The 23,750-nt window shown below is 73.1% G+C and carries 26 protein-coding genes; 12 read left to right on the top strand and 14 right to left on the bottom strand.

Annotation, left to right across the window (positions count from 1 at the left end):
- Positions 1–10: 10 nt before the first annotated feature.
- Together CCO04_RS09170 and CCO04_RS09165 are read right to left on the bottom strand one after the other, a co-directional pair.
- Positions 11–778, bottom strand: coding sequence for an IclR family transcriptional regulator (locus tag CCO04_RS09170; RefSeq protein ID WP_215813767.1), 768 nt, complete (start codon positions 776–778; stop codon positions 11–13).
- Positions 775–1,431 (bottom strand): helix-turn-helix transcriptional regulator, encoded by a 657-nt coding sequence (locus CCO04_RS09165; protein WP_215813766.1) that lies wholly within the window; start codon positions 1,429–1,431, stop codon positions 775–777. Before CCO04_RS09165 ends, CCO04_RS09170 begins: the two co-directional genes overlap by 4 nt.
- A gap of 210 nt (positions 1,432–1,641) precedes the next feature.
- On the opposite strand from CCO04_RS09165, the gene CCO04_RS09160 reads away from it, so the two are divergent.
- Both CCO04_RS09160 and CCO04_RS09155 read left to right on the top strand, forming a co-directional pair.
- A complete protein-coding gene (locus CCO04_RS09160) occupies positions 1,642–3,123 on the top strand; it encodes a class I adenylate-forming enzyme family protein (RefSeq protein ID WP_215813765.1) in 1,482 nt (493 codons plus the stop codon).
- Positions 3,120–3,983: an SDR family NAD(P)-dependent oxidoreductase gene (locus CCO04_RS09155; protein ID WP_215813764.1), complete on the top strand. Its 864-nt coding sequence runs from the start codon at positions 3,120–3,122 to the stop codon at positions 3,981–3,983. The genes CCO04_RS09160 and CCO04_RS09155 overlap by 4 nt, the downstream gene beginning before the upstream one ends.
- On the opposite strand, the gene CCO04_RS09150 is transcribed toward CCO04_RS09155, so the two are convergent.
- From CCO04_RS09150 to CCO04_RS09140, 3 genes are read right to left on the bottom strand one after another with little or no spacing between them, the layout of a single operon-like run.
- Positions 3,973–4,701 (bottom strand): SDR family NAD(P)-dependent oxidoreductase, encoded by a 729-nt coding sequence (locus CCO04_RS09150; protein ID WP_215813763.1) that lies wholly within the window; start codon positions 4,699–4,701, stop codon positions 3,973–3,975. The two genes, CCO04_RS09155 and CCO04_RS09150, sit on opposite strands and share 11 nt — an antisense overlap.
- Before the next feature lie 9 nt (positions 4,702–4,710).
- Positions 4,711–5,454, bottom strand: a complete 744-nt coding sequence (locus CCO04_RS09145; RefSeq protein WP_215813762.1) for an SDR family NAD(P)-dependent oxidoreductase — start codon at positions 5,452–5,454, stop codon at positions 4,711–4,713.
- Entirely contained in the window at positions 5,451–5,933 is a 483-nt protein-coding gene (locus CCO04_RS09140) for a thioesterase family protein (RefSeq protein WP_215813761.1), read from the bottom strand. Before CCO04_RS09140 ends, CCO04_RS09145 begins: the two co-directional genes overlap by 4 nt.
- A 46-nt stretch (positions 5,934–5,979) precedes the next feature.
- Here CCO04_RS09140 and CCO04_RS09135 point away from each other — a divergent pair, with 46 nt between their 5' ends.
- Entirely contained in the window at positions 5,980–7,197 is a 1,218-nt protein-coding gene (locus tag CCO04_RS09135) for an acetyl-CoA C-acetyltransferase (RefSeq protein WP_215813760.1), read from the top strand.
- Between the two features lie 380 nt (positions 7,198–7,577).
- On the opposite strand, the gene CCO04_RS09130 is transcribed toward CCO04_RS09135, so the two are convergent.
- A complete protein-coding gene (locus CCO04_RS09130) occupies positions 7,578–9,158 on the bottom strand; it encodes a FadD3 family acyl-CoA ligase (RefSeq protein ID WP_215813759.1) in 1,581 nt (526 codons plus the stop codon).
- Positions 9,159–9,277: 119 nt separating this feature from the next.
- Here CCO04_RS09130 and CCO04_RS09125 point away from each other — a divergent pair, with 119 nt between their 5' ends.
- Positions 9,278–9,913: a TetR/AcrR family transcriptional regulator gene (locus CCO04_RS09125; RefSeq protein WP_215813758.1), complete on the top strand. Its 636-nt coding sequence runs from the start codon at positions 9,278–9,280 to the stop codon at positions 9,911–9,913.
- Positions 9,914–9,939: 26 nt separating this feature from the next.
- On the opposite strand, the gene CCO04_RS09120 is transcribed toward CCO04_RS09125, so the two are convergent.
- Positions 9,940–10,704, bottom strand: coding sequence for a CoA-transferase subunit beta (locus CCO04_RS09120; RefSeq protein ID WP_215813757.1), 765 nt, complete (start codon positions 10,702–10,704; stop codon positions 9,940–9,942).
- Positions 10,701–11,522, bottom strand: coding sequence for a CoA-transferase (locus CCO04_RS09115; RefSeq protein WP_308281169.1), 822 nt, complete (start codon positions 11,520–11,522; stop codon positions 10,701–10,703). The genes CCO04_RS09120 and CCO04_RS09115 overlap by 4 nt, the downstream gene beginning before the upstream one ends.
- 159 nt (positions 11,523–11,681) lie before the next feature.
- Here CCO04_RS09115 and CCO04_RS09110 point away from each other — a divergent pair, with 159 nt between their 5' ends.
- Together CCO04_RS09110 and CCO04_RS09105 are read left to right on the top strand one after the other, a co-directional pair.
- Positions 11,682–12,395: an SDR family NAD(P)-dependent oxidoreductase gene (locus tag CCO04_RS09110; protein ID WP_215813756.1), complete on the top strand. Its 714-nt coding sequence runs from the start codon at positions 11,682–11,684 to the stop codon at positions 12,393–12,395.
- Positions 12,392–13,282, top strand: coding sequence for an aldo/keto reductase (locus CCO04_RS09105; RefSeq protein WP_308281168.1), 891 nt, complete (start codon positions 12,392–12,394; stop codon positions 13,280–13,282). The genes CCO04_RS09110 and CCO04_RS09105 overlap by 4 nt, the downstream gene beginning before the upstream one ends.
- Here the strand turns inward: CCO04_RS09105 and CCO04_RS09100 are convergent.
- Positions 13,273–13,716 carry a VOC family protein gene (locus tag CCO04_RS09100; RefSeq protein ID WP_215813755.1) on the bottom strand — a complete coding sequence of 148 codons (444 nt, stop codon included), beginning with the start codon at positions 13,714–13,716 and terminating at the stop codon, positions 13,273–13,275. The two genes, CCO04_RS09105 and CCO04_RS09100, sit on opposite strands and share 10 nt — an antisense overlap.
- 54 nt (positions 13,717–13,770) lie before the next feature.
- Here CCO04_RS09100 and CCO04_RS09095 point away from each other — a divergent pair, with 54 nt between their 5' ends.
- From CCO04_RS09095 to CCO04_RS29715, 3 genes are read left to right on the top strand one after another with little or no spacing between them, the layout of a single operon-like run.
- Positions 13,771–14,520, top strand: coding sequence for an SDR family NAD(P)-dependent oxidoreductase (locus CCO04_RS09095; protein WP_215813754.1), 750 nt, complete (start codon positions 13,771–13,773; stop codon positions 14,518–14,520).
- Positions 14,521–14,527: 7 nt separating this feature from the next.
- Positions 14,528–15,151, top strand: a complete 624-nt coding sequence (locus CCO04_RS09090; RefSeq protein WP_215813753.1) for a gamma carbonic anhydrase family protein — start codon at positions 14,528–14,530, stop codon at positions 15,149–15,151.
- Positions 15,148–15,708, top strand: a complete 561-nt coding sequence (locus CCO04_RS29715) for a hotdog domain-containing protein (protein ID WP_215813752.1) — start codon at positions 15,148–15,150, stop codon at positions 15,706–15,708. Before CCO04_RS09090 ends, CCO04_RS29715 begins: the two co-directional genes overlap by 4 nt.
- Positions 15,709–15,814: 106 nt before the next feature.
- Here the strand turns inward: CCO04_RS29715 and CCO04_RS09080 are convergent, their stop codons facing one another.
- Complete coding sequence (locus tag CCO04_RS09080) at positions 15,815–16,690, bottom strand: enoyl-CoA hydratase (protein ID WP_215813751.1); 876 nt, start codon at positions 16,688–16,690, stop codon at positions 15,815–15,817.
- Between the two features lie 54 nt (positions 16,691–16,744).
- On the opposite strand from CCO04_RS09080, the gene CCO04_RS09075 reads away from it, so the two are divergent.
- Positions 16,745–17,557 (top strand): MaoC/PaaZ C-terminal domain-containing protein, encoded by an 813-nt coding sequence (locus CCO04_RS09075; protein ID WP_215813750.1) that lies wholly within the window; start codon positions 16,745–16,747, stop codon positions 17,555–17,557.
- Positions 17,554–18,951: an MFS transporter gene (locus CCO04_RS09070; protein ID WP_215813749.1), complete on the top strand. Its 1,398-nt coding sequence runs from the start codon at positions 17,554–17,556 to the stop codon at positions 18,949–18,951. The genes CCO04_RS09075 and CCO04_RS09070 overlap by 4 nt, the downstream gene beginning before the upstream one ends.
- A gap of 6 nt (positions 18,952–18,957) precedes the next feature.
- Here the strand turns inward: CCO04_RS09070 and CCO04_RS09065 are convergent, their stop codons facing one another.
- Together CCO04_RS09065 and hppD are read right to left on the bottom strand one after the other, a co-directional pair.
- Positions 18,958–20,205, bottom strand: coding sequence for a Glu/Leu/Phe/Val dehydrogenase dimerization domain-containing protein (locus tag CCO04_RS09065; RefSeq protein ID WP_215813748.1), 1,248 nt, complete (start codon positions 20,203–20,205; stop codon positions 18,958–18,960).
- Positions 20,205–21,410, bottom strand: coding sequence for a 4-hydroxyphenylpyruvate dioxygenase (hppD, locus tag CCO04_RS09060; protein ID WP_215813747.1), 1,206 nt, complete (start codon positions 21,408–21,410; stop codon positions 20,205–20,207). Before hppD ends, CCO04_RS09065 begins: the two co-directional genes overlap by 1 nt.
- Positions 21,411–21,528: 118 nt before the next feature.
- Here hppD and CCO04_RS09055 point away from each other — a divergent pair, with 118 nt between their 5' ends.
- Entirely contained in the window at positions 21,529–22,032 is a 504-nt protein-coding gene (locus CCO04_RS09055) for an Lrp/AsnC family transcriptional regulator (protein ID WP_215813746.1), read from the top strand.
- Between the two features lie 160 nt (positions 22,033–22,192).
- Here the strand turns inward: CCO04_RS09055 and CCO04_RS09050 are convergent, their stop codons facing one another.
- Together CCO04_RS09050 and CCO04_RS09045 are read right to left on the bottom strand one after the other, a co-directional pair.
- Positions 22,193–22,942, bottom strand: coding sequence for a hypothetical protein (locus CCO04_RS09050; protein WP_215813745.1), 750 nt, complete (start codon positions 22,940–22,942; stop codon positions 22,193–22,195).
- 10 nt (positions 22,943–22,952) lie between these two features.
- Complete coding sequence (locus CCO04_RS09045) at positions 22,953–23,531, bottom strand: TMEM165/GDT1 family protein (RefSeq protein ID WP_215813744.1); 579 nt, start codon at positions 23,529–23,531, stop codon at positions 22,953–22,955.
- Positions 23,532–23,750: the final 219 nt, after the last annotated feature.

Here is a 23,750-nt window from a genome sequence, read left to right as displayed (position 1 = left end):
GCCCTGTGGCTCACGCGAGCCGCAGGGCCGGACTGCGTCGTGGCGGACCCCAGTCGGGGTGCAGGGTGCGGCTCGTGGTCCGGGCGGCCGCGAGCAGCAGCGGACCGACCACGGGCAGCGGCAGGTGGCCGCGGCGGACGACGGAGATCGCGGCCAGGGGGCCGCGCGGCCCCGGGACGGCGACCGCCATCGAGCTGATCCCCGTGCCGGGCAGGCCGTCGAGGATCGCGATCCCGCGGCGCCGTCGTACGGCGGCCAGCTCGTGGTGCACGGACTCCAGCCCGCCGGGGGTGCGGTCGAGGTGACCGACGAGCGCGTCGACCTCCTCGGGGGCGAGCGCGGCGAGCATGGCCAGGCCGCTCACCGAGTCGGTCGCGATGATCCGGCCGCCGACCCGCGAGGGGATGGTGGTGGCGCGGGCGCCGCCGACCTTGTCGAGGTACTGCACGATCGGGCCGTCGAGTACCGACAGGTGCACGACCGCGTCGGTCGCGAGCTGCAGCTCGTTGAGCGCCACCGAGGCGGCGGCACGGACGTCGAGGTGCTCGGACTCGCCGCCGGGGCCGCTGAGCCGGCGTCCGGGGGAGTAGCCGCGCCGGTCGTGGTGGACCCAGCCCAGCTCCTTGAGCGTGGTGAGCAGCCGGAAGACCGTCGTGCGCGGCAGCTCGGTGATCTCGGCGATGTCGTCGAGCCCGAGCGGGCCCGGCGCGTCCTCGAAGGCGTCGAGGATCATGGTCGCCCGCTCGAGCACCCCCAGCCGGGTCGGCGGGTGGCTCATGCCCGGTGCTGCCGCAGCTCCTCGGAGGTACGCCGGGCGGCCTCGGTGGCCCCGCGCGACGTGCTCCAGGTGCGGCTGGCCTCGTCGAGCTCGGCGAGCATCAGCTCGGCCCGGTCGCGCTCGTCGGCGTAGTAGCGCTCGGCCCACCGCAGCACGAGCTCGGGATAGGCCCAGCCCGCCTCGGCGGTGGCGCCCTCGCGGTCGACCTCGGCGCGCACCCGCATCCGCTCGGACTGGTCGCGGTGCTCGGCGAGCACGGTGCGCAGCTTGTCGGGCTCGGAGAGGTGCCCGAGCCACAGCCGCAGCATCACGCCGTGCTTGAGCACGACCGGGTCGACGTGGTCGTCGGCCGCCCAGCCGCCCAGGGCGTCGCGTCCGGCGTCGGTGATCTGGTACATCCGCTTGCCGCGGACGTCGTCGCGGGTCTCGATCCGCGAGGTGGCCAGGCCGAGCTTCTCGAGCCGGCGCAGCTCGCTGTAGATCTGCGAGAACGACGGCGACCAGTAGAAGAACCGCAGGCTCCAGTCCGCCCACCGCTTGAGGTCGTACCCGGAGAGCTCCTCGCCGAAGGAGAGGAGACCCAGCACGGCCCAGCCGGTCGGAGGGAGTGAGGGCGCGGCGTCGGACGCCGCGTCGGTTCCATTGGTCGGCACGAAGACATCCTACCGCTTGCTTGGCTATTAGGACTATGACTGTTAGTCATAAATGACGCCATCGACCCGTGAGGACCCATGTCGCCGACCACCGTCCCGGCCCGCCGCCGCACCCGCTCGGGGATGCGGCGTCGGCGCCCGGCCGACGGTCTCGGTCACAGTGTGGTCGCCCGGGTGCCTTCGCGCTGCGGGTTCGGCAGGCTGGTGCCCGTGGCCGCCTCGCTCGCCGACCTCTGGTCCGCACGCGCACTCCGGGAGCCCGACGCGATCGCCGTGGACGACGGCACGACCCGGCTGACCTGGAGCGAGGCCCTCGGCCGTGCCCAGGGCGCCGCGGCGCGCTTGGCCGAGCACGGCGTGGCCGCCGGCGATGTCGTCGTGCTCCAGGGCCGCAACACCGTCGAGTGGGTGGTCGTCGCGGCCGCGACGCACCTGCTGGGCGCCACGCTCGCGCCGCTGGGGCAGGAGGAGTCCGCGGCCGAGCGGGCGTCGTACGGGCGGCGGGTGGGGGCGCGGGTCGTCGTCGCGGAGGCGCCCGGCGCGGGCGAGCTCCCGATCTCGCTGGAGCAACCCCCGCACCTCGGGGCAGCAACCCCCGCACCTCGCGGGGCCGGGGGACCGGCGGTGGTGCTGGCGACGTCGGGGACGGCGGGGCACCGGACCGCCGTGCCGATGGACCACGACGTCCTCCTGCGCCTGTACGCCGACGTGGCCGACGTGCTCGACATCGACCACCGCGACCGGCTGCTCGGCGTGGTCCCGCTGGCGCACTCGTTCGGCTTCAACGGGCTGCTCGTCATCGCCCTGCTCACGGGCGCCTCGCTGCGCCTGGTGCCCGACCGGAGCCGTGCGGCGCTGCCGGGCATCGTGCGGGAGTCCGGGGTGAGCGTGGTCTGCGGGCCGCCGACGTTGCTCCACGACCTCGCCGCCGCCGTCCGCGAGGGTGCCGACCTCGGCCCGCGGGTGCGGCTGTTCATGACGGGCGCGACCGAGATCCGGCCCGAAGTCCTGCTGCCGCTGGCCCGCGAGACCGGCATCCCGCGGGTCTCGGCGGGCTACGGGCTCACCCAGACCTGCGGCACCGTCGCGGTCTGTCCCGACATCGCGCGCACCGGTGTCGGCGGGCACGCGCCGATGGTGCCGGTGTCCGGCGTCGAGGTGCGGATCCTCGACGACGCGGGCGCGCCGGTCCCGACCGGGGTGCCCGGGCGCGTGGTGACCCGCGGCTACCAGGTCGCCGTCGCGGTGGCCGATCCCGAGGGCTGGTTCGTGACCGGCGACGAGGGGCACCTGCACGACGACGGCCGGCTCTGCGTGACCGGACGGCTCGACGACCAGCTCGTCGTCTCCGGCTTCAACGTCGACCCGGCCCGGGTCGAGATCGCCCTCGAGCACTCGCCGCTCGTCGCGCGGGCCGCGGTGGTCGGCCTGCCGGACCCGCGGCGCGGGCACCGGCTCGCGGCGGTCGTCGTACCGGCGGCGGGGGCGGCTCGCGACGACGCGGCCGTGCTGGCCGCGGCCCGCGCGGCGCTGGCCCGCTACGAGGTGCCCGACGTCCTGGTCTGGGCCGACGACCTGCCGCACACCGCCACCGGCAAGCTCTCCCGCGCCTCCGTGCGGGCGCTGCTCGCTGAGCAGCTGAACCCCGAAGACCCCGAGCACCCCGATCCCCCCGAGGAGAGCGACCGATGAGCACCGATGCAGCAGTGGCCGACCGGTTCGGCGGCGGCGTCGCCCTGGTGACCGGTGCCGGAGCCGGCCTCGGCGAGGCGATGGCAGCCCACCTGGCCGCCCAGGGCGCCCATGTCGTCGTCACCGACGTCGACGCCGAGCGGGCCACCGCGGTCGCCGACGCACTGGTCGCCGCGGGCGGCCGGGCCGAGGCGCACCACCTCGACGTCGCCGACGGCGACCAGGTCGACGACCTCTTCGCCCGGACCTGGGCCGCGCACGGCGCGGTCGACCTCGTCGTCAGCAATGCCGGTATCGAGTCCGGCGAGCGGACCTGGGACCTGACCCCCGCGCAGTGGCGCAAGGTCCAGGGCGTCAACACCGACGGCGCCTTCCACTGCGCGCGCTCGGCCGTGCCGCGGATGACCGACCAGGGGCGTCCGGGCGTGCTGGCCGTCGTCGCGTCGACCGGTGCGGTGACCTCGCTGCCCTACCAATCGGCGTACGTCGCCAGCAAGCACGCCGCTCTCGCGCTGGTCGAGTGCCTCGACCTCGAGGTGCGCGCGTCCGGCGTACCGGTGCAGGTGTCGGCGCTGCTGCCCAACTGGGTGCGCACCCGCATCTTCGATGACCTACGCCGCCGCGGGGTCCCCGCCGACCCCGACGCCCGCGCGACGTTCCTGCGGATGGCGGAGTCGATCCAGGCCCAGGGCATGGATCCCGACGAGGCGGCCGCGCTGCTGCTCGACGCCGTGGCGCGCGGGGAGTTCTGGTGCTTCACCGACCCCGAGCGGACCGCCCAGCTCTTCGACGAGCGCGCCCGGACGCTCGTCGGCCTGCGCCGACCGGAGCGCCCGGGCTGGTCGGCCGCTACTGCGTGACGGTCCAGCCGCCGTCGACCGGCAGGAAGACGCCGTTGACGTAGGACGCCAGCGGCGAGAGCAGGAACAGGATCGGGCCGGCCATCTCCTCGGGCCGGCCCATCCGGCCCAACGGCACCCGGGCGAGGATCCGGTGGCCCATCTCGGACTCGGCGAAGCCGGCCAGGCGGGGCGTGTCGGTCATGCCGGGGCCGATGCCGTTGGCGCGGATCCGGTCGGCGTGGTGCGCGGCGAGGTGGCGCACGTAGCCCATGACGGCGGCCTTGGAGGCGGAGTACCAGTCGCTCTCGGTGCCGACCTTGTTGCCGGCGACCGAGGCGGTGACGACCATCGCGGCGCCGTCCGGCGTACCGGCGTCGAGCCAGTCCTGGGTCAGGCCGCGGACGCTGCCGACGCTGATCCGCACCGCCTCGTCGAAGTCCAGGGGGACCTGGGACGACGGGCCTGCGTTGTTGACGAGGTAGCGCGGGACGCCGCCGAGGGCATCGCGCGTCACGGCGAGGGCCTGGGCGCGCGCGTCGGCGTCGGCGACGTCGCAGACCGCGGTGTGCACGCCCTGGTCGGCGAGCTCGGTGAGGCCGTCGGGACGCAGGTCCCAGGCGCTGACCCGCAGGCCGGCCGCCAGGGCGCCGAGGGCGACCGCGCGGCCGATGCCGCTGCCGGCGCCGGTGACGACGATGCCGTCGCCGGGGGTGAAGCCGAGCGTGAGCTGGTCCATGGGTGCCTCCTAGATGCCGTAGCCGCCGTCGATGTCGAGCTTCTGGCCGGTGACGAACCCGGCCCGGTCGCTCGCGAGGAAGGCGACCGCCTCGGCGATGTCGACCGCCGTACCGAACCGGCGCAGCGGGATGTTGGTGCGCGCCACGTCGAGCGCGCGCTCGTCCAGGTCGCCGTTGGCGATGAGTCGCTCGGCCATGCCGTCGGTCAGCATGCCGGGGCCGACGCAGTTGACCCGGACGCCGAACCGGCCCTCCTCCGCGGCGAGACCACGCGCGAGCGCCTCGACCGCGGCCTTCGGCGTCGAGGACAGGCCGTCGCGGACCGGGTAGCGCACGGTCGCGGCCGTGGTCACCGCGGTCAGCGAGCCCTGGGTCGCGCGCAGCGACGGCAGGAGCGCGTGGGCGAGGTTGAAGAACGCGACGACGTCCTGGTCGACCTGGGTCGCGAACTGCTCGGGCGTGACGCGGGACAGGTGGACCATCGGGACGTGCGGACCCGCCGCGTGGACGACGGTGCGGATCTGGCCGTGCTCGGCCTCGAGCTCGCGTACCGCGGTCGCGACGCCCGCGGCGTCGGTGAGGTCGACGGCACGGGTGCCGCGCACGCTCGCGCCCAGCTCGGCGACGAGCGCGTCGGGCGCCGTACGGCGGTGCAGGAGCAGGAGCTCCGCGCCGTCCTGGGCGAGCCGGCGGCAGATCTCCGCGCCGAGCCCGCCGGTCGCGCCGGTGACGAGGGTGGTTCCGTAGGTCATGCGGGGGCCTCCGTGGGGGTGTACCGGGCGCCCTGCGCCCAGGAGTCGAGGTGCTGGCGGAGCAGGTCGGGGATGCCTACCGAGGTCTGCTCGGGGGAGACCGCGACGATCTTGATGCGAGCGCGCGCGACGACCTCGCCGTCGCTGGTGCGGACCATCCGGTGCAGCATCTCGAACGAGCGGCGCCCGATCGCGCCGAGCCGCAGCTCGATCCGGATCTCGTCGAAGAGCCCCACGGCCTGCACGTAGTCGCACGCGGTGTGCGCGGTGACGGTCCAGAAGCCGTAGCGCTCCTTGAGATGGTCCTGGCGCAGGTCGTTGAGCCAGAACCACTCGCTCTGCATGCGCTCCATCCACGGGAACCACGCCCCGTAGTAGAGGATCCCGGCCGGATCGGTGTCGGCGTAGCTCAGTCGGAAGGTCGTCGTGTGGAGCGGCAGTCCCTCCCCGCCGTCCGCGACGCGTGTGTCACTCGCCATGCCAGTTAACCTAGCACTTGCTTGGTTTCTCGCCTAGGATGACGGGGTGCCTGAAGCCGTGATCGTCTCCGTCGCCCGCTCTCCGATCGGCCGTGCCTACAAGGGCTCGCTCAAGGACATGCGCCCCGACCACCTCGCCGCCCAGATGGTGCGCGCCGCCCTCGACGCCGTACCGGCGCTCGACCCGGGTGAGCTCGACGACCTGGTCATGGGCTGCGCCCAGCCGGCCGGCGAGCAGGGCTACAACATCGGCCGGATGACCGCCCTCCAGCTCGGGTACGACGGCCTGCCGGGCAGCACCGTGCACCGCTACTGCGCGTCCTCGCTCCAGGCGATCCGGATGTCGATGCACGCCATCCGCGCCGGCGAGGGCCACGCCTTCGTCGCCGCCGGCGTCGAGACCGTCTCGCGCTTCGCCCAGGGCAAGGCCGACGGCATGCCCGACACCAAGGACCCGGCGTACGCCGAGGCGGCGGCGCGCGGTCTCGCCCGCGCCGAGGCCGGCAAGCCCTGGATCGACCCGCGCGAGGCCGGCGAGCTGCCCGACATCTACATCGCCATGGGCGAGACCGCCGAGAACGTCGCGGACCTGTGCGGCGTCTCGCGCGCGGCCCAGGACGAGTACGCCGTCCGCTCCCAGAACCTCGCCGAGGCCGCCGCCGACCGCGGCTTCTGGGACAAGGACATCACCCCGGTCACGCTGCCCGACGGCACCGTCGTCCGTACCGACGACGGTCCGCGCCGCGGCGTCACCCTGGACAAGGTCGCCGCCATGGCCCCGGTCTTCCGCCCCACCGGCACCGTCACCGCCGCCAACTGCTGCCCCCTCAACGACGGCGCCGCCGCCGTCGTCGTGATGAGCGACGTCCGCGCCAAGGAGCTCGGCCTGACCCCCCTGGCCCGGATCGTCTCCTCCGGCGTCTCCGCCCTCTCGCCCGAGATCATGGGACTCGGCCCCGTCGAAGCCTCCCGCCAGGCCCTCGCCCGCGCCGGCATGACCGTCGCCGACGTCGACCTGGTCGAGATGAACGAGGCCTTCGCCGCCCAGGTCCTCCCCAGCATCGACCGCCTCGGCCTGGCCCTCGACAAGGTGAACGTCAACGGCGGCGCCATCGCCCTCGGCCACCCCTTCGGGTCCACGGGCGCGCGGATGGCGACGACCCTGATCCACGCGCTGCAGGAGCAGGACCTGGAGATCGGCATGGAGACCATGTGCGCGGCTGGTGGGCAGGGGATGTCGCTCGTCCTCGAGCGGCTCGCCTGACTGTTCCCGCCGCCGAAGTCGCGCGGTTGCCCCCGCGAAGTGGCACGTTCCGGCGGGCGAAGTAGCAGGGTTGGCCCCCTGAGGGTGCAGGTTTCCTGGGGCGAGGTTGCTGGCTGGTGAGCTGGGTTGCGGTGGCGGCCGCGCTTAGCCGGCCGTTCCCCGCCGTCAAGGACCCTCGCTGCGCTCGGTCCGCTTCGCGGCGGGCTTCGCCCGTCCTTGACTGCGGGGCCCTGACGGCCGGCTGGGCGGCGCGACAACGGCACGGGCTCCGCCCGCGCCGCCGCTGTGCGGCCGCCACCTCTGCCACCTCTGCCACCTCGACGGCAACGGCCGCCACCTCTTCGGGTGGCGGCCGTCGCCGTTCGTGGTGCTGCTGGGGTCTAGGGCTGGCGCAGGTCGGTCTTGAGGACCTTGCCGCTGGCGTTGCGTGGCAACCCCTCCACCAGTACGACGGACCGCGGCACCTTGAAGTTCGCCAGCCGCTCGCGCACCCAGGCGATCAGGTCCTCGGACGTCGCCACCGCCCCCGGGCGCAGGACGACGTGCGCCTGGCCCACCGCCCCCATCCGCTCGTCCGGTACGCCGATCACGGCGCTCTCCATGACGGCCGGGTGCTCGGCGAGGGTGTTCTCGACCTCGGCGGGGTAGACGTTGAAGCCGCCGACGATGAACATGTCCTTGATCCGGTCGGTGATCTTGAGGCAGCCGTGCTCGTCGAGGCGGCCGACGTCGCCGGTGTGGAACCAGCCGTCGGGGTCGATGGCGGCGGCGGTGGCGTCGGGGTCCTCGAAGTAGCCGAGCATGACGTTGTCGCCGCGCAGCCAGATCTCGCCGTCGCTGCCCATCGGCGCGTCCGTGCCGTCACTCCCCACGACGCGGACCTCGATGCCGGGGACGCCGGGGCCGGTGGTCTGGGCGATGTGGCGGGGGTCCTCGTTGCGGCGGGAGACGGTGGCGACGACGCACTCGGTCAGGCCGTAGGCCTGGGCGACCTGGTCGAAGCCGAGCACCTCGCGCATCTGCTCGAAGAGTGTCTCGGGGACCGAGGCGGCGCCGGCGATGGAGAAGCGCAGCGACGACAGGTCGAAGTTGGTACGGCGGGGGTGGTTGATGAGCGTGATGAAGATGGTCGGCGCGCCCGGGAGGACGGTGATGCGCTCGTCCTGGACGAGCTGCATGAGGGCCTCGGGGTCGAAGGTGGGGACCGGGTAGATCGTCGTGCCGGCGACGAGGGCGGCGATGACGCCGGCCTTGTAGCCGAAGGAGTGGAAGAACGGGTTGACGATCGCGTAGCGGTCGGCCGGGGTGAGCTCGGCGCCGGCGGCCCAGACGTCGGCGACGCCGATGGTCTGGGCGTGGGTGCTCATCACGCCCTTGGGGACGCCGGTGGTGCCCGAGGTGAAGAGGATGTCGCAGACGGTCTCGGGGGTGACCTCGGCGGCGAGGCGCTCGACCTCCTCGAGCGGGGTGCGCTCGCCGAGGGCGAGGAACTCTGTCCAGGGCAGCGTGCCCGGGCGGCCCGCGGAGTTCATGTCGACCATGGTGCGCAGGTGCGGCAGCCCCGGTACGACGGGCCCGGCCTCGTCGCCGCCGGCCTCGGACAGCAGCGTCGAGTAGTCGGTGCCCAGGAAGCCGTCGCACAGGACGACGGCGACCGCCCGCGAGCGGCTCAGGATGACCTGGGCCTCGTGGCCCCGGTAGCGCGTGTTGAGCGGTACGACGGACGCGCCGATGTACTGCGCGCCCAGCAGCGCCACCAGGTACTCCGCGCGGTTGGGTGCCCACACGCCGACCCGGTCGCCCGGCTCGACGCCGAGGGCCCGGTAGGAGCGGGCGGTGGCGACGGCGAGGTCGCGCAGGCCGGCATAGGTGATGGTGGTGCCGCCGTCGACGATGGCGGGGTGGTCGCCATGGATCTGGGCCCCGTGGGCCAGGAGGGCGGGAACGGTCCGGGGTGCCATCAGGCGGAACTCCTCATGAGCAAGTGCTTGTTAGGTACTGTAGCCCTGTCCGTGCCGGCGCGAGCGCGCGTTCGGTGGGCGGTGGCGACTGGGCGCCGCCGGTGGGAAAGGATCAGGTCATGGTGAGCAGCAACAACGAGGCTACGGGTCGCGGCGGCCGACGGCGGGCGAACGGCGCCAGCTCCGCACGGCGTGCGCAGCTGCTGGCGATCGCTGCGGAGATGTTCGCGACGCGCGGCTACTCGCAGACGACGGTGCGCGACATCGCCGACGAGGCGGGCATCCTCTCGGGCAGCCTCTACCACCACTTCGACTCCAAGGAGGCGATGCTCACCGAGATCCTCCAGGAGTTCATGGGCAACCTCCTCCAGCAGATCCGCGAGATCGCCGACGCCGAGGACAGCCCGCGGGCCGCGCTCGACGGGCTCATCATGAACTCGTTCGAGACCATCCACCGGGTGCCGTTCGCGGTCGCGCTCTACCAGAACGAGTCGGCGCTGCTGACGACCACGAGCGAGTTCGCCTTCGTCACCAAGGCCAGCCTGGACGTCGAGAAGGTCTGGCTGGGCGTGCTCAAGGCGGGGGCCAAGGCCGGCGACTTCCGGGCCGACCTCGACCCGGGTACGACGTACCGCTTCATCCGGGACGCCATCTGGTCCACCGTGCGCTGGTACAACCCGCGCGGACGGCTCCAGCACAAGGCGCTGGCCGAGCAGTACCTCGAGATGCTGCACGGCGGGCTGCTCGCCGGCTGAGCCCGCCGGACGCCGGTCCGGCGCGCTCAGCGCCGGACCTCCTTGTCCCGCAGGCCGCGCGGGTCGATGACCGTGCGGATCAGCTCGAGCTCCTCGGCCGTGGGCAGCCGGGTGGTGCCGGCGCCACTGGTGTCGATCGCGAAGCCGGTCTGCTCGGCGACCTCCTCGGCCGTGACGCCGGGATGCAGCGAGCGGACCTTGAGCAGGCCGTCCGCGTCGTAGTCGAGGACCGCGAGGTCGGTGACCACGACGCCGAGGTCGTGGAAGCGCAGCGCGGTGCCCTCGTGGGCCCGGGCGCGGTCGTTGCCGACGCCGGAGACGACGTCCACGGCCTCGACGAAGACCCGGGCGCTGTGGTTGCTCACCCAGTAGTCGGTGCGGTGGTTGACGGTGTTGCCCGGCGCGCCGCGCACGCCGATCAGCTGGCGCTTCGGCTTGCGCCAGTCGCCGATGGAGGAGATGTTCTGGTTGCCGTAGCGGTCGACCTGGCTGGCGCCCATCATGCTGTGCCGGCGGCCGGTGGCGAGGATGTCGAAGATCCTCCGGAACGGCGCCCAGGACTCGATGGTGCCGCCGGTGGCGGCGTTGCCGCCCAGCGGCGGCGGCTCGCTCATCAGGAAGCACTCGCCGTCGGTGAGCACCAGGTCGGGCTCGAAGGTCAGCTTGGCCAGCCGGGCGCTGATGCTCGGGACGATGCCGACCGCGTGCGCCAGCACCTCGCCGGAGCCGCGCCAGGCGTCGGCGCAGGCGACGACGCAGACCTCGGCACGGGTCGCTTCCAGGGTGCTCATCGGGCGCTCTCCTCGAGGTAGGTCTGCTCGAACGCGGCCCAGGCCTCCGGGTCGCGGGCCGCGTCGGCGTACGCGCGCTGGGCGGCCTCGTCGCGGCTGTAGTCCGGCTCGCAGCTGGTGAACCCGGCGCCGCCGGGGGCCTCGACCACGCCGGAGACGAACATCCGGCTCACGAGCAGGCTCTGCGGCGCGGCGTCGGCGGTGAGGTCGGCGGTCGGGACGACCTTCTCGACGCTCATCACGCAGCGGTCGGCGGCCATCGCGAACAGGTCGTCGAAGTAGGGGTCCGGTCCGAGGTACTGCCCGTTGCCGGCCGCGTCGGCGCGGTTGAGGTGGATGAGCGCGAGGTCCATCCGGACGCCGGGGACGGCGACGTAGACCTCGTCGTCGTAGGGGGAGGCGACGGTCTTGAGCTCGGGGTTCATCGTCAGCACGTCGGAGGCCAGGCCCGCCCGCGTGGGCAGGAAGCTCAGCCGGCTGGCGCCGGCGCGCAGGGCGGCGACGAACATGCCCTCGTCGTACTCCGTGGTGGCGATGGCGCCGGCCTCGCGGGCCGCGCGGAAGTGCGGGTCGAGGGGGATGCTGTCGAGCGAGACGAAGCCGTAGACGAGCCGCTTCACCTTGCCCGCCGCGCACAGCAGGCCCACGTCGGGGCCGCCGAGGGTGACCACCGTCAGGTCGGTCGCGTCGGTCCGCAGCAGCTCGCGCACCAGGGCCATGGGCTTGCGTCGCGAGCCCCACCCGCCGATGCCGATCGTCATGCCTGAGCGGACGTGGCCGGCCAGGTCGGCCAGGTCCATCGTCTTGTCGGTCGTCACGTCATCCTCCGAAACCTAGCGCTTGCTTGGTGCTTCGTCGGCGACTCTACCCCGCGGCTCCTGGTGGTGCCACTGGGCGGCAGGAGCCTTGTGACCGGGGTCCATCGGTGCTTGCATCCAACCAAGCAGATGCTTGGTGCAAGTCGACGAGGAGGACCGATGGGACACGTGGTGGTGACGGGTGGCGCGAGCGGGATCGGGGCGGCGGTCGTCGACCTGCTCCGGGAGCGCGACCTGGCCGTGACGGTCTGGGACCTGCAGGCGCCCGAGCGCGACGACGTCGGGCATGCGGCGCTCGACGTCACCGACGCGAACGCGGTCGCGAGCGCCCTCGCCGAGGCCGAGGCGGCGTCCGGTCCGGTGCGGCACCTGGTCGCGAGCCACGGCATCCGCGGCGCCTTCGTGCCGGCGCTGGACCTCGAGCCCGACGCCGTACGACGGGTGCTCGATGTGCACGTCGTCGGCACGCTGCTCGCCGCGACCGCGGTCGCGCGCCGGCTGCGCGACCTCGGTGAGGGTGGCTCGATCGTCACCCTGGCGTCGACGACGGCCTACCGCGGCTGGGCCAACCAGTCCGACTACGGCGTCGCCAAGGCCGCCGTGCGCCAGCTGACCGAGAACCTCGCGATCGAGTGGGCCGGGCTCGGCATCCGGGTCAACGCCGTGGCGCCCGGCCACACGCTCACGCCGATGGTGCAGGACATGATCGACCACGGGTACGACATCGCGCCGGTCGAGGCGCGCACCCCTCTCGGGCGCCTGTGCACCCCGGCCGAGATGGCCCGCGAGATCGTGCACCTGCTGCTCGACGCGACGTACACGACGGGCGTCTGCGTGCCGGTCGACGGCGGCTGGACGGCGGTCGGCAAGTGAGCCTCCCGAAGCGCCGCCTCGGCGACCTGGAGATCTCCGCGATCGGGTTCGGCGCGATGACGCTGACCCAGACGCCCGACAGCGACGTCGAGCGCGGCACGCGCGCCGTCCACGCCGCGCTCGACGCCGGTGTCACGCTGTTCGACACCGCCGACGTCTACGGCCCGACGGCGTTCGACACCCCCGGTGGCTACGGCATCAACGAGCGCGCGCTGGCGACGGCGCTGCGCTCGTGGGGCGGTCCGCTCGACGACATCGTGGTCGCGACCAAGGGCGGGCACACCCGCGACGGCCTGACCTGGTGGATCGACGGCAGCCGGGAGCACCTGCGGGCGGCCGCCGAGGCCTCGCGGGAGCGGCTCGGCCTCGACGTGCTGCCGCTCTACCAGCACCACCGGCCCGACCCGCGGCGTCCCTATGCGGAGTCGATGGCGGCCCTGCGCTCGCTCGTCGACGACGGCATCGTGGCGAGGGTGGGCATCTCCAACGTGAGCCTCGCGCAGATCCGGCTCGCCGCCGACGTGCTCGGCCCGGCGCTGGTGTCGGTGCAGAACGAGTACTCCCCGCTGGCGCGGGGGAGCGAGCCCGAGATCGACCTGTGCGCCGAGCTCGGGCTGACCTTCCTGTCGTGGGGACCGTTCGGCGGCATGCGCGAGGCGAAGGGCCTCGGCTCGACCTTCGCGCCGTTCGCCGAGGTCGCCGCGGAGCGCGGGGTCAGCCCGCAGCAGGTGGCGCTCGCCTGGCAGCTCGCCCGCTCGCCCTGGATCGTGCCGATCCCCGGTGCCAGCCGGCCCGAGTCGGTGCTCGACTCGGTGCAGGCCGCGACGCTCGTGCTCACCGACGACGAGCTCGCCCGGCTGGGCGCCGGAGCGGCGGGTCAGTCGTGAGCGGGCGGCTCGACCAGCTCGACCCGCACCCGGTCGGGGTCGAGGACGTAGACGACCCGGTGCCCGGCCATCGGCTCGCTCGCCACGATCGGGTCCGAGAGCGCTGTGGTGCCCCGGGCGCGCAGCCGGGCGAGCGTCGCGTCGAGGTCGGTCACGGTGATCGCGACGTGCGCGGCACCGACGTGGCCGTTGTCCGGGTCGATGACGACGTCCGAGCCGCCGTCGTACTGGAGCAGCTCGACGACGGTCGTCCCCTCCTGGGCGCGCACGAACGCCTGGCGCACGACGATGCCCGGGTAGCCGGTGACCGCGTCGATGCGCGGCCCGATGCGCTCGTACGGGCCCAGCCGCTCGCCGCCGAGGAGGTCCTCGTAGAAGGCGAGCGAGCGCGCCATGTCGCTGACCGTGATGCCCACGTGATGGATCGACGTCATGCCCCGAACCTAGCAAGCGCTTGGTTTATGTGAAACCCTGAGGAGATGAACACGATGGACACCGCCCCTCGGCCGCTGGTCGACCTGACCGACAAGGTGATCGTGGTGACCGGCGCGAGCCGCGGCCTCGGCGCCGCGCACGCCCGGACGCTCGCGAGCGCCGGCGCGACCGTCGTCCTGACCGACCTGGCGGCCGACGGCGTCACCGAGGTCGCCGCCGAGCTGGGCGAGCAGCACGCCGCCGCCGCGCTCGACGTGACGTCGGCGCCGGCCTGGGCCGAGCTCGCGGCCTTCGTCGTCGAGCGGTACGGCCGCGTGGACGGCCTGGTCAACAACGCCGGGCGCTGCGAGTACGCCCACTTCCTCGACACGCCCCCGGAGATGTTCGAGGGGCACTTCCAGGTCAACGTGATGGGCGCCGTGCACGGCATGCAGGCGCTCGCGCCGCACATGCCGGCGGGCAGCGCGATCGTCAACATCGCCTCCGTGGCGGGCCTTGCGGCCTGGCCGGGCTCCAGCGCCTACGGCGCCTCGAAGTTCGCGCTGCGGGGCGTGAGCCGCGCGGCCGCGATCGACCTCGGTGGCGAGCGCGGGATCCGGGTCAACTGCGTGCTGCCCGGCGCCGCCGACACCGCCATGCTCTCCGAGGCCTCGCGCCAGGGCGGCGGTGTCGTCGGGTCGCTGCCGGTCCCGCGCGCCGCGCAGCCGCACGAGGTCAGCGCGATGGTCGCGTTCCTGCTCAGCGATGCCGCCAGCTACTGCACCGGCCAGGACTTCGTCGTCGACGGCGGCATGAAGGCCTGAGGCGACCATGGCGTTCTACGAGATCGACGGCGTCGTCCCGGTCTGCGACCCGACGTCCTACGTGCACCCGTCGGCCGACGTGATCGGCGACGTGATCATCGGCCCGGGCTGCTACATCGGACCCTCGGCCAGCCTGCGCGGCGACTTCGGCCGGATCCGCATCGAGGCCGGCTCGAACGTCCAGGACTCGTGCACGGTCCACGTCTACCCGGGCGCGGACGTCGTGCTGGGAGAGGGCAGCCATGTCGGCCACGGCGCGATCCTGCACGGCTGCGTGCTGGAGCCGCGGGTGCTCGTCGGGATGAACGCCGTCGTCATGGACGGCGCCCGGATCGGCGCGGACTCGCTCATCGGCGCCGGCAGCGTGGTGAGCGCAGGCTTCGTCGCGCCCGAGCGGTCGCTGGTGATCGGCAGCCCGGCCCGCGTCCTGCGCGAGCTCGACGAGGACCAGCTCGCCTGGAAGTCCGGCGGTCCCGGCGTCTACCGCGACCTCGCCCGGCGCTCGCTCGCCACGATGCGCGAGGTCGCGCCGCTCGCCGTCGAGCAGGCGGACCGGGCCCGGGTCAGCACCGACGCCTCGGTCAGCCGGCCGCTGCACGAGCTGCGCGCCGAACGGGGCGGCGGCGCGTGAACGCCCGGCGCAGCCTGGCCGTCGCGGTGCGCGAGCTCGCCTCGGTCATGGCCGTCACCGACGTCTCCGATGCCGACATGGAGCGGGCCGACGCCGCTGTGCGCGCCCTCACGGCGATGCTGCGCGAGCGCCGGCTCGACGACGTCCCCCGCACGCCGTACGACGAGGCGGTGGGGGCGCGCGACTACGGCTGGCACCTCGACAACCCCGCCCTGCCGGGCCTGACCATGGTCTTCGAGGACGGCCGCGCCACCGCCGAGGTCGCCGACGGCCTCGGCGCGGCGTACGCCGGCCCGCCCGGCAAGCTCCACGGCGGCGTCGGCGCGCTGCTCCTCGACGTCCTGCTCTCGAGCCTGGTCCAGCACCACGGCGTCCCGGCGGTCACCGCCTCGCTGGACCTCGACTACCGCGCGCCGACCCCGCTCGACGTACCGCTGCGGATCACCGGCGAGATCGTCGCGCACAGCGGCCGCAAAGTCGAGACCGTCGGGGCGCTCTGGCACGGCGACGTGATGACCGTCGAGGCGCGCGGCCTGTTCGTCGCCCTCGCGAAGTAGCACGTTCCGGCGGGCCAAGTGCCACGAACCGGCGGTCGAGGGCGCACCCTCGACCGCCGGAACGCGCTCCTTCGCCCGCCGGAACGTGCCCCTTCGGCGCGGGGGGTCAGAGCAGGCCGGCGTCGCGCTTGTTGGAAGCGGCCATCGCGGCGGCGTCCAGCCCGGCGAGCGAGTCGGTGCTGACCTCGGCGTTGTGGGAGTGCGCGGCGTGGTGCAGGCCGAAGACCGAGTCCATCCCGGCGCGCTGGCCCATGAGGTCCTCGGCCTGGTTGATCGCCTTCTTGGTCAGCGCGAGGCCGAGGCGCGGCATGGCGGCGATCCGGTGGGCCATCTCGTCGACCGACGCGTCGAGCTGGGCGCGCGGGACGACGTGGTTGACCATGCCGAGGTCGAGCGCCCGGCGTGCGTCGAAGCGGCCGCCGGTGTAGAGGAACTCCTTGGCGGCACGCGGGTTCATGACCCACGGGTGCGCGAAGTACTCGACGCCGGGGATGCCCATCTTGACGACGGGATCCTGGAAGAAGGCGTCCTCCGAGGCGATGATGAAGTCGCAGACCCAGGCGAGCATGAGGCCGCCGGCGATGCAGGCGCCCTGCACCTTGGCGATGATCGGCTTCGGGATCTCGCGCCAGCGCCGGCACATCCCGAGGTAGACCTCGGACTCGCGCGCGAAGCGGGCGTCGACGCCCGCGGCGCCGACGTGGTCCCACCAGATGACGGCCTTGCGCTCGAACGACTCGTGGAGGTCGCGCTCCGGCGTACCGATGTCGTGGCCGCCGCAGAAGTTCTTGCCGTTGCCGCCGAGCACGATCACCTTGACCGCGTCGTCGTTCACCGCGTCGGTGAACGCCTGGTCGAGGGCGTAGGTGACCTTGGAGTTCTGCGCGTTCGCGTATTCCGGGCGGTTGAGCGTCACGTACGCCACCGCGTCGCGGACCTCGTAGGTCACCACGGGCTCGGTGGTCGGGTTGTCGTTGCTCATCGGTGCTCCCGGGGTGCTCGTACAAACCTAGCGTTTGCTTGGTATCGTAGCAGGATGACGACCCGACCCGAACTCGAAGGACTCTCCACCGCGGACTGGGCCGGGCGGCCCCTGGGGGAGCGCGAGGTGAGCTGGGAGGCGCGCGACGCGATCCTCTTCGCGCTCGCCGTCGGCGCTCCCGCCGACCGGCTCGACCTGGTCTTCGAGCGCGACCTGCGGGTGCTGCCGACGTTCGCGCTGACGCTGGCGCAGTGGGCGCCCGATGTCGTCGGCTCGGCCGGCGGTTGGGACGTCGGTACGGCGCTGCACGGCTCGCAGCGGCTCGAGGTGCTGGCGCCGATGCCGGCCGCGGGCTCGACGCTGATGACCGCCCGCGTGGGCGAGGTGTGGGACAAGGGCGGCGCCGCCGTCTTCGAGGTCGTCGTCGAGTGCGACTACGTCCGGGCCACCTGGTCGATCTTCGCGCCGGGCCGCGGCGGCTTCGGCGGCGAGCGCGGGCCGGGCCGGACGCCCGGTCCCGAGGGCGACCCGGCGAGCACCGCCGACTGGGCGATCGCGGCCAACGCCGCCGCGCTCTACCGGCTGACCGGCGACCACCACCACATCCACATCGACCCGGTCGCCGCGGAGCGCATCGGCCAGCCGCGCCCGATCCTGCACGGCCTCGCGACGCTGTCGGGCGCCGTGCTCGCCGCCGCCTCGGCCCAGGGCGCCTCGCCCGCCGACCTGACCCTGCTGGAGGGACGGTTCAGCGCGCCGGTCTTCCCCGGCGAGACGGTCCGGGTGCCGGTGTGGGCCGACGGCTCGTTCCGCGTCGACACCGAGCGCGGTACGGCGATCGACGGCGCGCGGGCCCTCTTCGCGTGACCACCACGGCAGTGCCCGCGGTGCGGACCCGACCGGTCGTCGCGGTGCTCGCCGCGGCCGGCCTGGTCGGCATCCTGTCGCAGGCGCTGCTCATCCCGCTGCTGGGCGAGCTGCCCGAGCGGCTCGACATCAGCGGTGAGGCGGCCTCCTGGGCGATGACCGTCTGCCTGGTCGCCGCCGCCGTGGCGACGCCGGTCAGCGGCCGGCTCGCCGACCTGCTCGGCCGCAAGCGCGTGCTCGTGTGGTGCCTGGTCGCGACCGCGTTCGGCAGCGTGCTCTGCGCGGTCGGTGCCTCCTACCCGCTGCTGCTCGCGGGCCGTGCGCTCCAGGGCACCTCCAGCGCCGTCATCCCGCTCGGGATCAGCGCGCTGGCCGAGGTCGCCGCCGGCGTCGCGCTCCAGCGCGGGGCCGCGCTGATCAGCGCCACCATGGGCATCGGTACGGCGGCCGGGGTCGCCGTGTCCGGACTCGTCGCGGCCGTGACCGACTGGCAGGTCGTCTTCTGGGGCGCCGCCGTGCTCGCGGCGCTCGCCACCGCCGGGGTGGTCCTCGTCGTGCCCCGGCCCGCGCCCGCGCCCGTGCCCGCACCGGGCTCCGGTGCCGGGCCGGCCGCGCCGCGCGCGTCGTTCGACGGGATCGGCTGCGTGCTGCTCTCGGTCGGCCTGGTCGCGGTGCTCCTCGCCGTCACCAACGGCGGTCGCTGGGGCTGGACCCATCCGGGGACCCTCGGCAGCGCCGCCGGAGGCCTGCTCACCCTCACCGTCTGGTGGTGGTGGGAGCGGCGCACCACCGACCCGCTCGTCGACCTGGCGTCCGCGATCGAGCCGCGGATGGCGCTCGTCCAGCTCGCCTCGGTGCTCGCCGGCGTCGCCATGTTCACCAACGTGCTCGTGATGCCGGTGCTGCTGCAGCGGCCGGTCGACGGACCCGGCCACTCGGTGCTCGTCGCCGGGCTGTGCCTGGTCCCGGGCGGCCTGGCGATGATGCTCGCCGCCCCGCTGGGCTCCTGGATCGTCGCCCGCCGCGGCGCGCGCTGGGCGCTGGCGCTCGGCCTGGCCTGCAGCGCGACCGGCTACACCGTCTCGGCGCTCACGGTCCGCTGGCCGGTCGCGGTCGTGGCGGTCTCGCTGCTCGTCGGCCTCGGCATCGGGATGTCGTTCGCGACCCTGCCGTTCCTCGTCGTCCGGCTCACCGCGCCCGACGCGGTCGGCGCCGCCAACGGGCTCAACACCCTCATGCGGATGATCGGCGCCTCGGTCTGCAGTGCCGTGATCGGTGCACTGCTCGCGGCGCACGCGGCGAGCGCCCTGGGCTACGGGCTCGCCTACGGCTGGGGTGCGGCCGCCGCGGCAGGCGGGGCGCTGCTCGCCGTACGCCTGCCGCGGGACCTGTAACCGGACTCAGACCAGCTCGTCGAGCGCGATCTCGAACGCCGTCGCCGCCACCGAGGTCGGGTGCGGCGAGCGCGCGTGGCACTTCTCGATCGCGGTGCGGATGGTGCGCGAGACGTCGCCGAGGATGACCTCGTCGGAGACCTCGTCGATGCCCTCCATGAGGAGCGTGAACGTGCGCGCCATGCCGCAGTTGGCGATGAAGTCGGGGATCACCGCGACGTGCTGGTCGGCGAACTCGTAGGTCGGCCCGTAGAAGATCTCCGGGTCGGCGAACGGCACGTTGGCGCCGGCCGAGATGACCTCCAGGCCGCCCGACACGAGCCGCTTCACGTGCTCGACGGTGACCAGTCGCGAGGCCGCGCAGGGCAGGAAGATCTCGGCGCCCATGTCCCAGATCGCGTCGTCGAGCTGGTCGTGGGGGATCAGGCCGTCGGCGCGCAGCGCGTTGCCCTGCTTGCCGACGAACAGCGCGTGGACCTCGTCGGGGGTGAACCCGTCGGGGTCCATCAGGCCGCCGTCGCGGTCGATGATGCCGACGACCGAGGCACCCGCCTGGGCCAGGTAGTACGCCGCCGCGGACCCGACATTGCCCCAGCCCTGGACGATCACGCGCTTGCCGGCGACCGCGCCGCCGTAGGTCCCGTAGTAGTGCACGACCGACTCGGCCACGCCCCAGCCGGTGACCAGGTCCGCGATCGTGTACTTGCGCTCGCGCTCGGGCGTGTAGCGCGGGTCCTCGACGACCTTGGAGACGCCGAGGCGCAGCATGCCGACGCGCTGGACGAGCTCGCGCTCGTCGGCGGCGAAGTGGCCGCTGACGATGCCCTGCTGCGGGTGCCACAGGCCGTAGCGCTCGGTCAGCGGAATGACGTCGTGGAGCTCGTCGACGTTGAGGTCGCCGCCGGTGCCGTAGTACGTCTTGAGCAGGGGGGAGACCGCCTTGAACCAGCGGGCCAGCACGCCCTCGCGGCGCGGGTCGGCCGGGTCGAAGTCGATGCCCGACTTGGCGCCGCCGATGGCTGGGCCCGAGACGGTGAACTTGACCTCCATCGTCTTGGCCAGCGCCTCGACCTCGGCCCGGTCGAGGCCGGCGCGCATCCGGGTGCCGCCGCCGGCCGCGCCGCCGCGCAGGGAGTTGATGACCACCCAGCCCCGGGCCTCGGTCTCGGCGTCGTGCCACTCGAAGACGATCTCGGGCGCCTTGGCCTCGAAGCGGCCCAGGAGCGCGTGCATCGTGGTCGGGTCGGTCGTCATCAGAAGTTCCCCCGTCGTTCCTGCTCGCGCTCGATCGCCTCGAACAGCGCCTTGAAGTTGCCCTTGCCGAAGCCCAGCGAGCCGTGCCGCTCGATGAGCTCGAAGAAGACCGTCGGCCGGTCGCCCAGCGGCTTGGTGAAGATCTGGAGCAGGTAGCCGTCCTCGTCGCGGTCGACGAGGATGCCGCGCTTCTGCAGCTCCTCGACCGGCACCCGGACCTCGCCGATCCGGGCGCGCAGCTCGGGGTCCTCGTAGTAGGAGTCCGGCGTGTTGAGGAACTCGATGCCCTCGGCGCGCAGGGCGTCGACGGTGCTGAGGATGTCGTTGGTGGCGAGCGCGAGGTGCTGGGCGCCGGGGCCGTCGTAGAACTCCAGGTACTCGTCGATCTGCGACTTCTTCTTCGCGACCGCGGGCTCGTTGAGGGGGAACTTCACCCGGTGGTTGCCGTTGGCGACGACCTTGGACATGAGCGCGGAGTAGTCGGTGGCGATGTCGTCGCCGATGAACTCGGCCATGTTCGTGAAGCCCATGACCTTGCGGTAGAACTCGACCCAGTCGTCCATCCGGCCGAGCTCGACGTTGCCGACGATGTGGTCGAGCGCCTGGAACAGCCGCTTCGGCGCGCCCTCACGCTTCTGGAAGGACGACGTCCGCGCGACGTAGCCGGGCAGGTACGGGCCGTCGTACCGGCTGCGGTCGACGAGCGTGTGCCGGGTGTCGCCGTAGGTCGCGATCGCGCCGATCCGGACGGTGCCGTGCTCGTCGCTGAGGTCGTGCGGCTCCTCCAGGACGGTGGCGCCGACGGAGCGGGCATGGGCGATGCACTTGTCGACGTCGGGCACCTCGAGCGCGATGTCGACGATGCCGTCGCCGTGCTTGCGGTGGTGGTCGAGCAGGGTGCTGTTCGGGTCGACGCCACCCTTGATCACGAAGCGGACCGCGCCGCTCTTGAGGACGTACGCGACGTGGTCGCGGTTGCCGGTCTCGGGGCCGGCGTAGGCGACCAGCTCCATGCCGAACGCGGAGGTGAAGAAGTGCGCGGTCTGGGTGGCGTTGCCGACCGCCCAGACGGCGGCGTCCCAGCCGGTCACCGGGAACGGGTCCTCGCGGTCGTCGTACTCGACGAGGCCGACGAGCTGCTTCAACGTGTCGAGGTCCAGCTCGGCGAGCTGCTCCTCACTGGTCAGGGTGTCGTGGAGGGACATGTGAGCAGCACAACAGGTCGGCCCGGGCCTCACAACCTGCCTATGTGGAGATAGGCAAGACGGCCAGTTCTGCTGACCCTGCCTGGCCTGAGGTAGCCGATCTGGCTAGTTTGGGGCCATGCTCATCCTGGACGCGATCGACCTGGCCCTGCTCACCGCGCTCACCGAGCACCCGCGCGCCGGCGACCTCGAGCTCTCCCGGCAGACCAACGTCGCCCGCGCCACCGTGCAGAGCCGGCTGCGCCGGATGAGCGAGGCCGGCGTCATCGCCGACTGGGACCCCACGCTCGACGTCGCCGCGGCCGGCTTCGAGGTGCAGGCCTACGTGACCCTGGAGATCTCCCAGGGCGCGCTCGATGAGGTCTCGCGCGATCTCGCGGCGATCCCGCAGGTGCTGGAGGCCTACGTGACCACCGGCTCGTACGACGTCCTGTGCCGGGTCGCGACCCGCTCGCACCCCGAGCTCCAGGCGACGCTCGTGCGGATCGACCAGTCGTCCTCGGTGGTCCGCTCGACGAGCGTGATGGTGCTCTCGGTGCTGGTGCCACCGCGGGTGCTGCCGCTGCTCGGCAGCGGTGAGCCGGTGCCGAGTCGACGGGCGCCGGCGTACCGGAAGGGGTAGGGCGCCAGAAAAATGGAAGCCGCCGCAGGCGTCTCGGGTCACCTGCGGCGGCACTGAGAAGCATGCCAGACCGTCGCGGCGTTGTCACCAGATCTGGCGTAAAAGTTTCAACGACTTTGGGTCGGGGTACCGCGCGCGCCCGGCGCGCCGATCACAGGGATCAGAAGGAGAAGAGCAGCGCCGTCCGGAAGTCGGTGTTCATGTAGTTGACCGTCGAGCTCAGCCGCTGCTCGTCGACCTGCACCCGGGAGGTCCCGACGGTGACGCTGATGATGTTGCCGTAGACGCTGGAGCGCCACCGTCCCTGCACGGCCGGCGCGAAGGTGCTCCCGGCCGGAAGCGCGAGGTCGGACTCCTCGAGCGCGGCCTGCGCGGCCTTGGCGTGGCGCTCGGTGTCGAAGACGAGGAAGAGCTGGGTCAGCCGGACCTTGCCGCCCAGCCCGGTGTAGACCCACTGGGCCACGTGCTCGCAGCGCTGCCGGGTCAGGACGACGTCCTTCTCGACGGGACCGCACGTGCGGTGGTCGACGGAGCGCACCAGGCGGGCGTGGTGCTCGACGTCGCCGAGCCGGAAGTCCCAGTCGCCGGGGAAGTCGGCGACCTCGACGTCGCCGTGCACGTCGTCGCCGGTGTCGTCCGTGGGGGAGTACGGCGCGGTGAGGCCCGTGCTCGGGGCCGTCGGGGTGCTCGGCGTGCTGGGGGTGGTCGGGCTGGTCGGCGGGGTGCTCGTCCGGCCGGTGGTGGGGCGCGCGGCCGGCTCGTCGTCGAGTGCGCGGTCCGCGACGACGAAGGCGCCGACCCCGATCCCGACGACCACCGTCACCGCCAGCAGGGTCAGTCCGACCGCCGTCCCGGCACGACGGCGGGACGGCGGTGGGCCGGGTGGTGGGAGCGGTGAGGGGTGGCTCATCAGGCCTCCATCAGAACATCCCGGCCCCGCCGGCGATGAGCACCAGGCCGAAGATCGCGAAGAGCGCGGAGGCGCCGTACTTGATGACCTTCTCGGGCAGCTGGCGTCCGACGATCGCGCCGAGGGCGATGGCGAGGGCGTCCGCGGCGACCATGCCGACGGTGGAGCCGAGCCAGGTGCCGAACCAGCCCTCCTGGGTGGCGAGCGTGATGGTGGCGAGCATCGTCTTGTCGCCGAGCTCGGCGAGGAAGAAGAAGACGGCGACCACGAGGATCGCGCGGCCGGTGGCGGCCTTGGCCTTGGCGGTGTCCTCCTCGGTGAGCTCGTCGCCGCGCAGCGTCCAGGCGGCGAAGCCGAGGAAGGCGATACCGGCGCCGACCTCGATCGCGCCCTGGTAGTCGGCGAAGGCGTCGCCGATCAGGTAGCCGATGCCGACCGAGGCCAGGTGCACGACGGCGGTGGCGGCGGTCAGGCCGATCAGGACGTCGCGGGCGCGGTAGCGGGTCGCGAAGGTCATCGCCATCAGCTGGCTCTTGTCGCCGAGCTCGGCGATGAAGATGACGGCGGTACTGAGCAGGAAGGCGTACATCGGTGGGGATCCTCTCCGGTGCCGACCGGAGGGTGTCCGCGCTGCGAGTGGACGTGCCTTCGACCGGCACGTCAGACGGTTTCGTCGGTCGTGCAACTGGTCGAAGGTCTCGTCCGCCACCGAGGTGGCCTGACGTGCCGGGCCCGGAGGCCAGTGTGTCGACACGTCTGTTGAGGACTACTCCCCTTCGGGGCCGACTCTACGTGGTCGGAGGTCGCG

The sequence above is a fragment of the Pimelobacter sp. 30-1 genome (genome assembly GCF_018831735.1).
Lineage (GTDB): Bacteria > Actinomycetota > Actinomycetes > Propionibacteriales > Nocardioidaceae > Nocardioides.
The sequence above is the reverse complement of the archived record's forward strand: the minus strand, read 5'-3'. Positions and strand labels throughout refer to the sequence as shown.

Bases quoted from the DNA above. Each gene is read 5' to 3' on its own strand.
- CCO04_RS09050 (WP_215813745.1), bottom strand. From the start codon at position 22,942: ATGAGCCACCCCTCACCGCTCCCACCACCCGGCCCACCGCCGTCCCGC.
- CCO04_RS09145 (WP_215813762.1), bottom strand. From the start codon at position 5,454: ATGACCTACGGAACCACCCTCGTCACCGGCGCGACCGGCGGGCTCGGC.
- CCO04_RS09055 (WP_215813746.1), top strand. From the start codon at position 21,529: ATGCTCATCCTGGACGCGATCGACCTGGCCCTGCTCACCGCGCTCACC.
- CCO04_RS09100 (WP_215813755.1), bottom strand. From the start codon at position 13,716: ATGACGTCGATCCATCACGTGGGCATCACGGTCAGCGACATGGCGCGC.
- CCO04_RS09110 (WP_215813756.1), top strand. From the start codon at position 11,682: ATGGGACACGTGGTGGTGACGGGTGGCGCGAGCGGGATCGGGGCGGCG.
- CCO04_RS09125 (WP_215813758.1), top strand. From the start codon at position 9,278: ATGGTGAGCAGCAACAACGAGGCTACGGGTCGCGGCGGCCGACGGCGG.
- CCO04_RS09090 (WP_215813753.1), top strand. From the start codon at position 14,528: ATGGCGTTCTACGAGATCGACGGCGTCGTCCCGGTCTGCGACCCGACG.
- hppD (WP_215813747.1), bottom strand. From the start codon at position 21,410: ATGTCCCTCCACGACACCCTGACCAGTGAGGAGCAGCTCGCCGAGCTG.
- CCO04_RS09130 (WP_215813759.1), bottom strand. From the start codon at position 9,158: ATGGCACCCCGGACCGTTCCCGCCCTCCTGGCCCACGGGGCCCAGATC.
- CCO04_RS09170 (WP_215813767.1), bottom strand. From the start codon at position 778: ATGAGCCACCCGCCGACCCGGCTGGGGGTGCTCGAGCGGGCGACCATG.
- CCO04_RS09080 (WP_215813751.1), bottom strand. From the start codon at position 16,690: ATGAGCAACGACAACCCGACCACCGAGCCCGTGGTGACCTACGAGGTC.
- CCO04_RS09045 (WP_215813744.1), bottom strand. From the start codon at position 23,531: ATGTACGCCTTCCTGCTCAGTACCGCCGTCATCTTCATCGCCGAGCTC.
- CCO04_RS09140 (WP_215813761.1), bottom strand. From the start codon at position 5,933: ATGGCGAGTGACACACGCGTCGCGGACGGCGGGGAGGGACTGCCGCTC.
- CCO04_RS09120 (WP_215813757.1), bottom strand. From the start codon at position 10,704: ATGAGCACCCTGGAAGCGACCCGTGCCGAGGTCTGCGTCGTCGCCTGC.
- CCO04_RS09150 (WP_215813763.1), bottom strand. From the start codon at position 4,701: ATGGACCAGCTCACGCTCGGCTTCACCCCCGGCGACGGCATCGTCGTC.
- CCO04_RS09095 (WP_215813754.1), top strand. From the start codon at position 13,771: ATGGACACCGCCCCTCGGCCGCTGGTCGACCTGACCGACAAGGTGATC.
- CCO04_RS09065 (WP_215813748.1), bottom strand. From the start codon at position 20,205: ATGACGACCGACCCGACCACGATGCACGCGCTCCTGGGCCGCTTCGAG.
- CCO04_RS09075 (WP_215813750.1), top strand. From the start codon at position 16,745: ATGACGACCCGACCCGAACTCGAAGGACTCTCCACCGCGGACTGGGCC.
- CCO04_RS09155 (WP_215813764.1), top strand. From the start codon at position 3,120: ATGAGCACCGATGCAGCAGTGGCCGACCGGTTCGGCGGCGGCGTCGCC.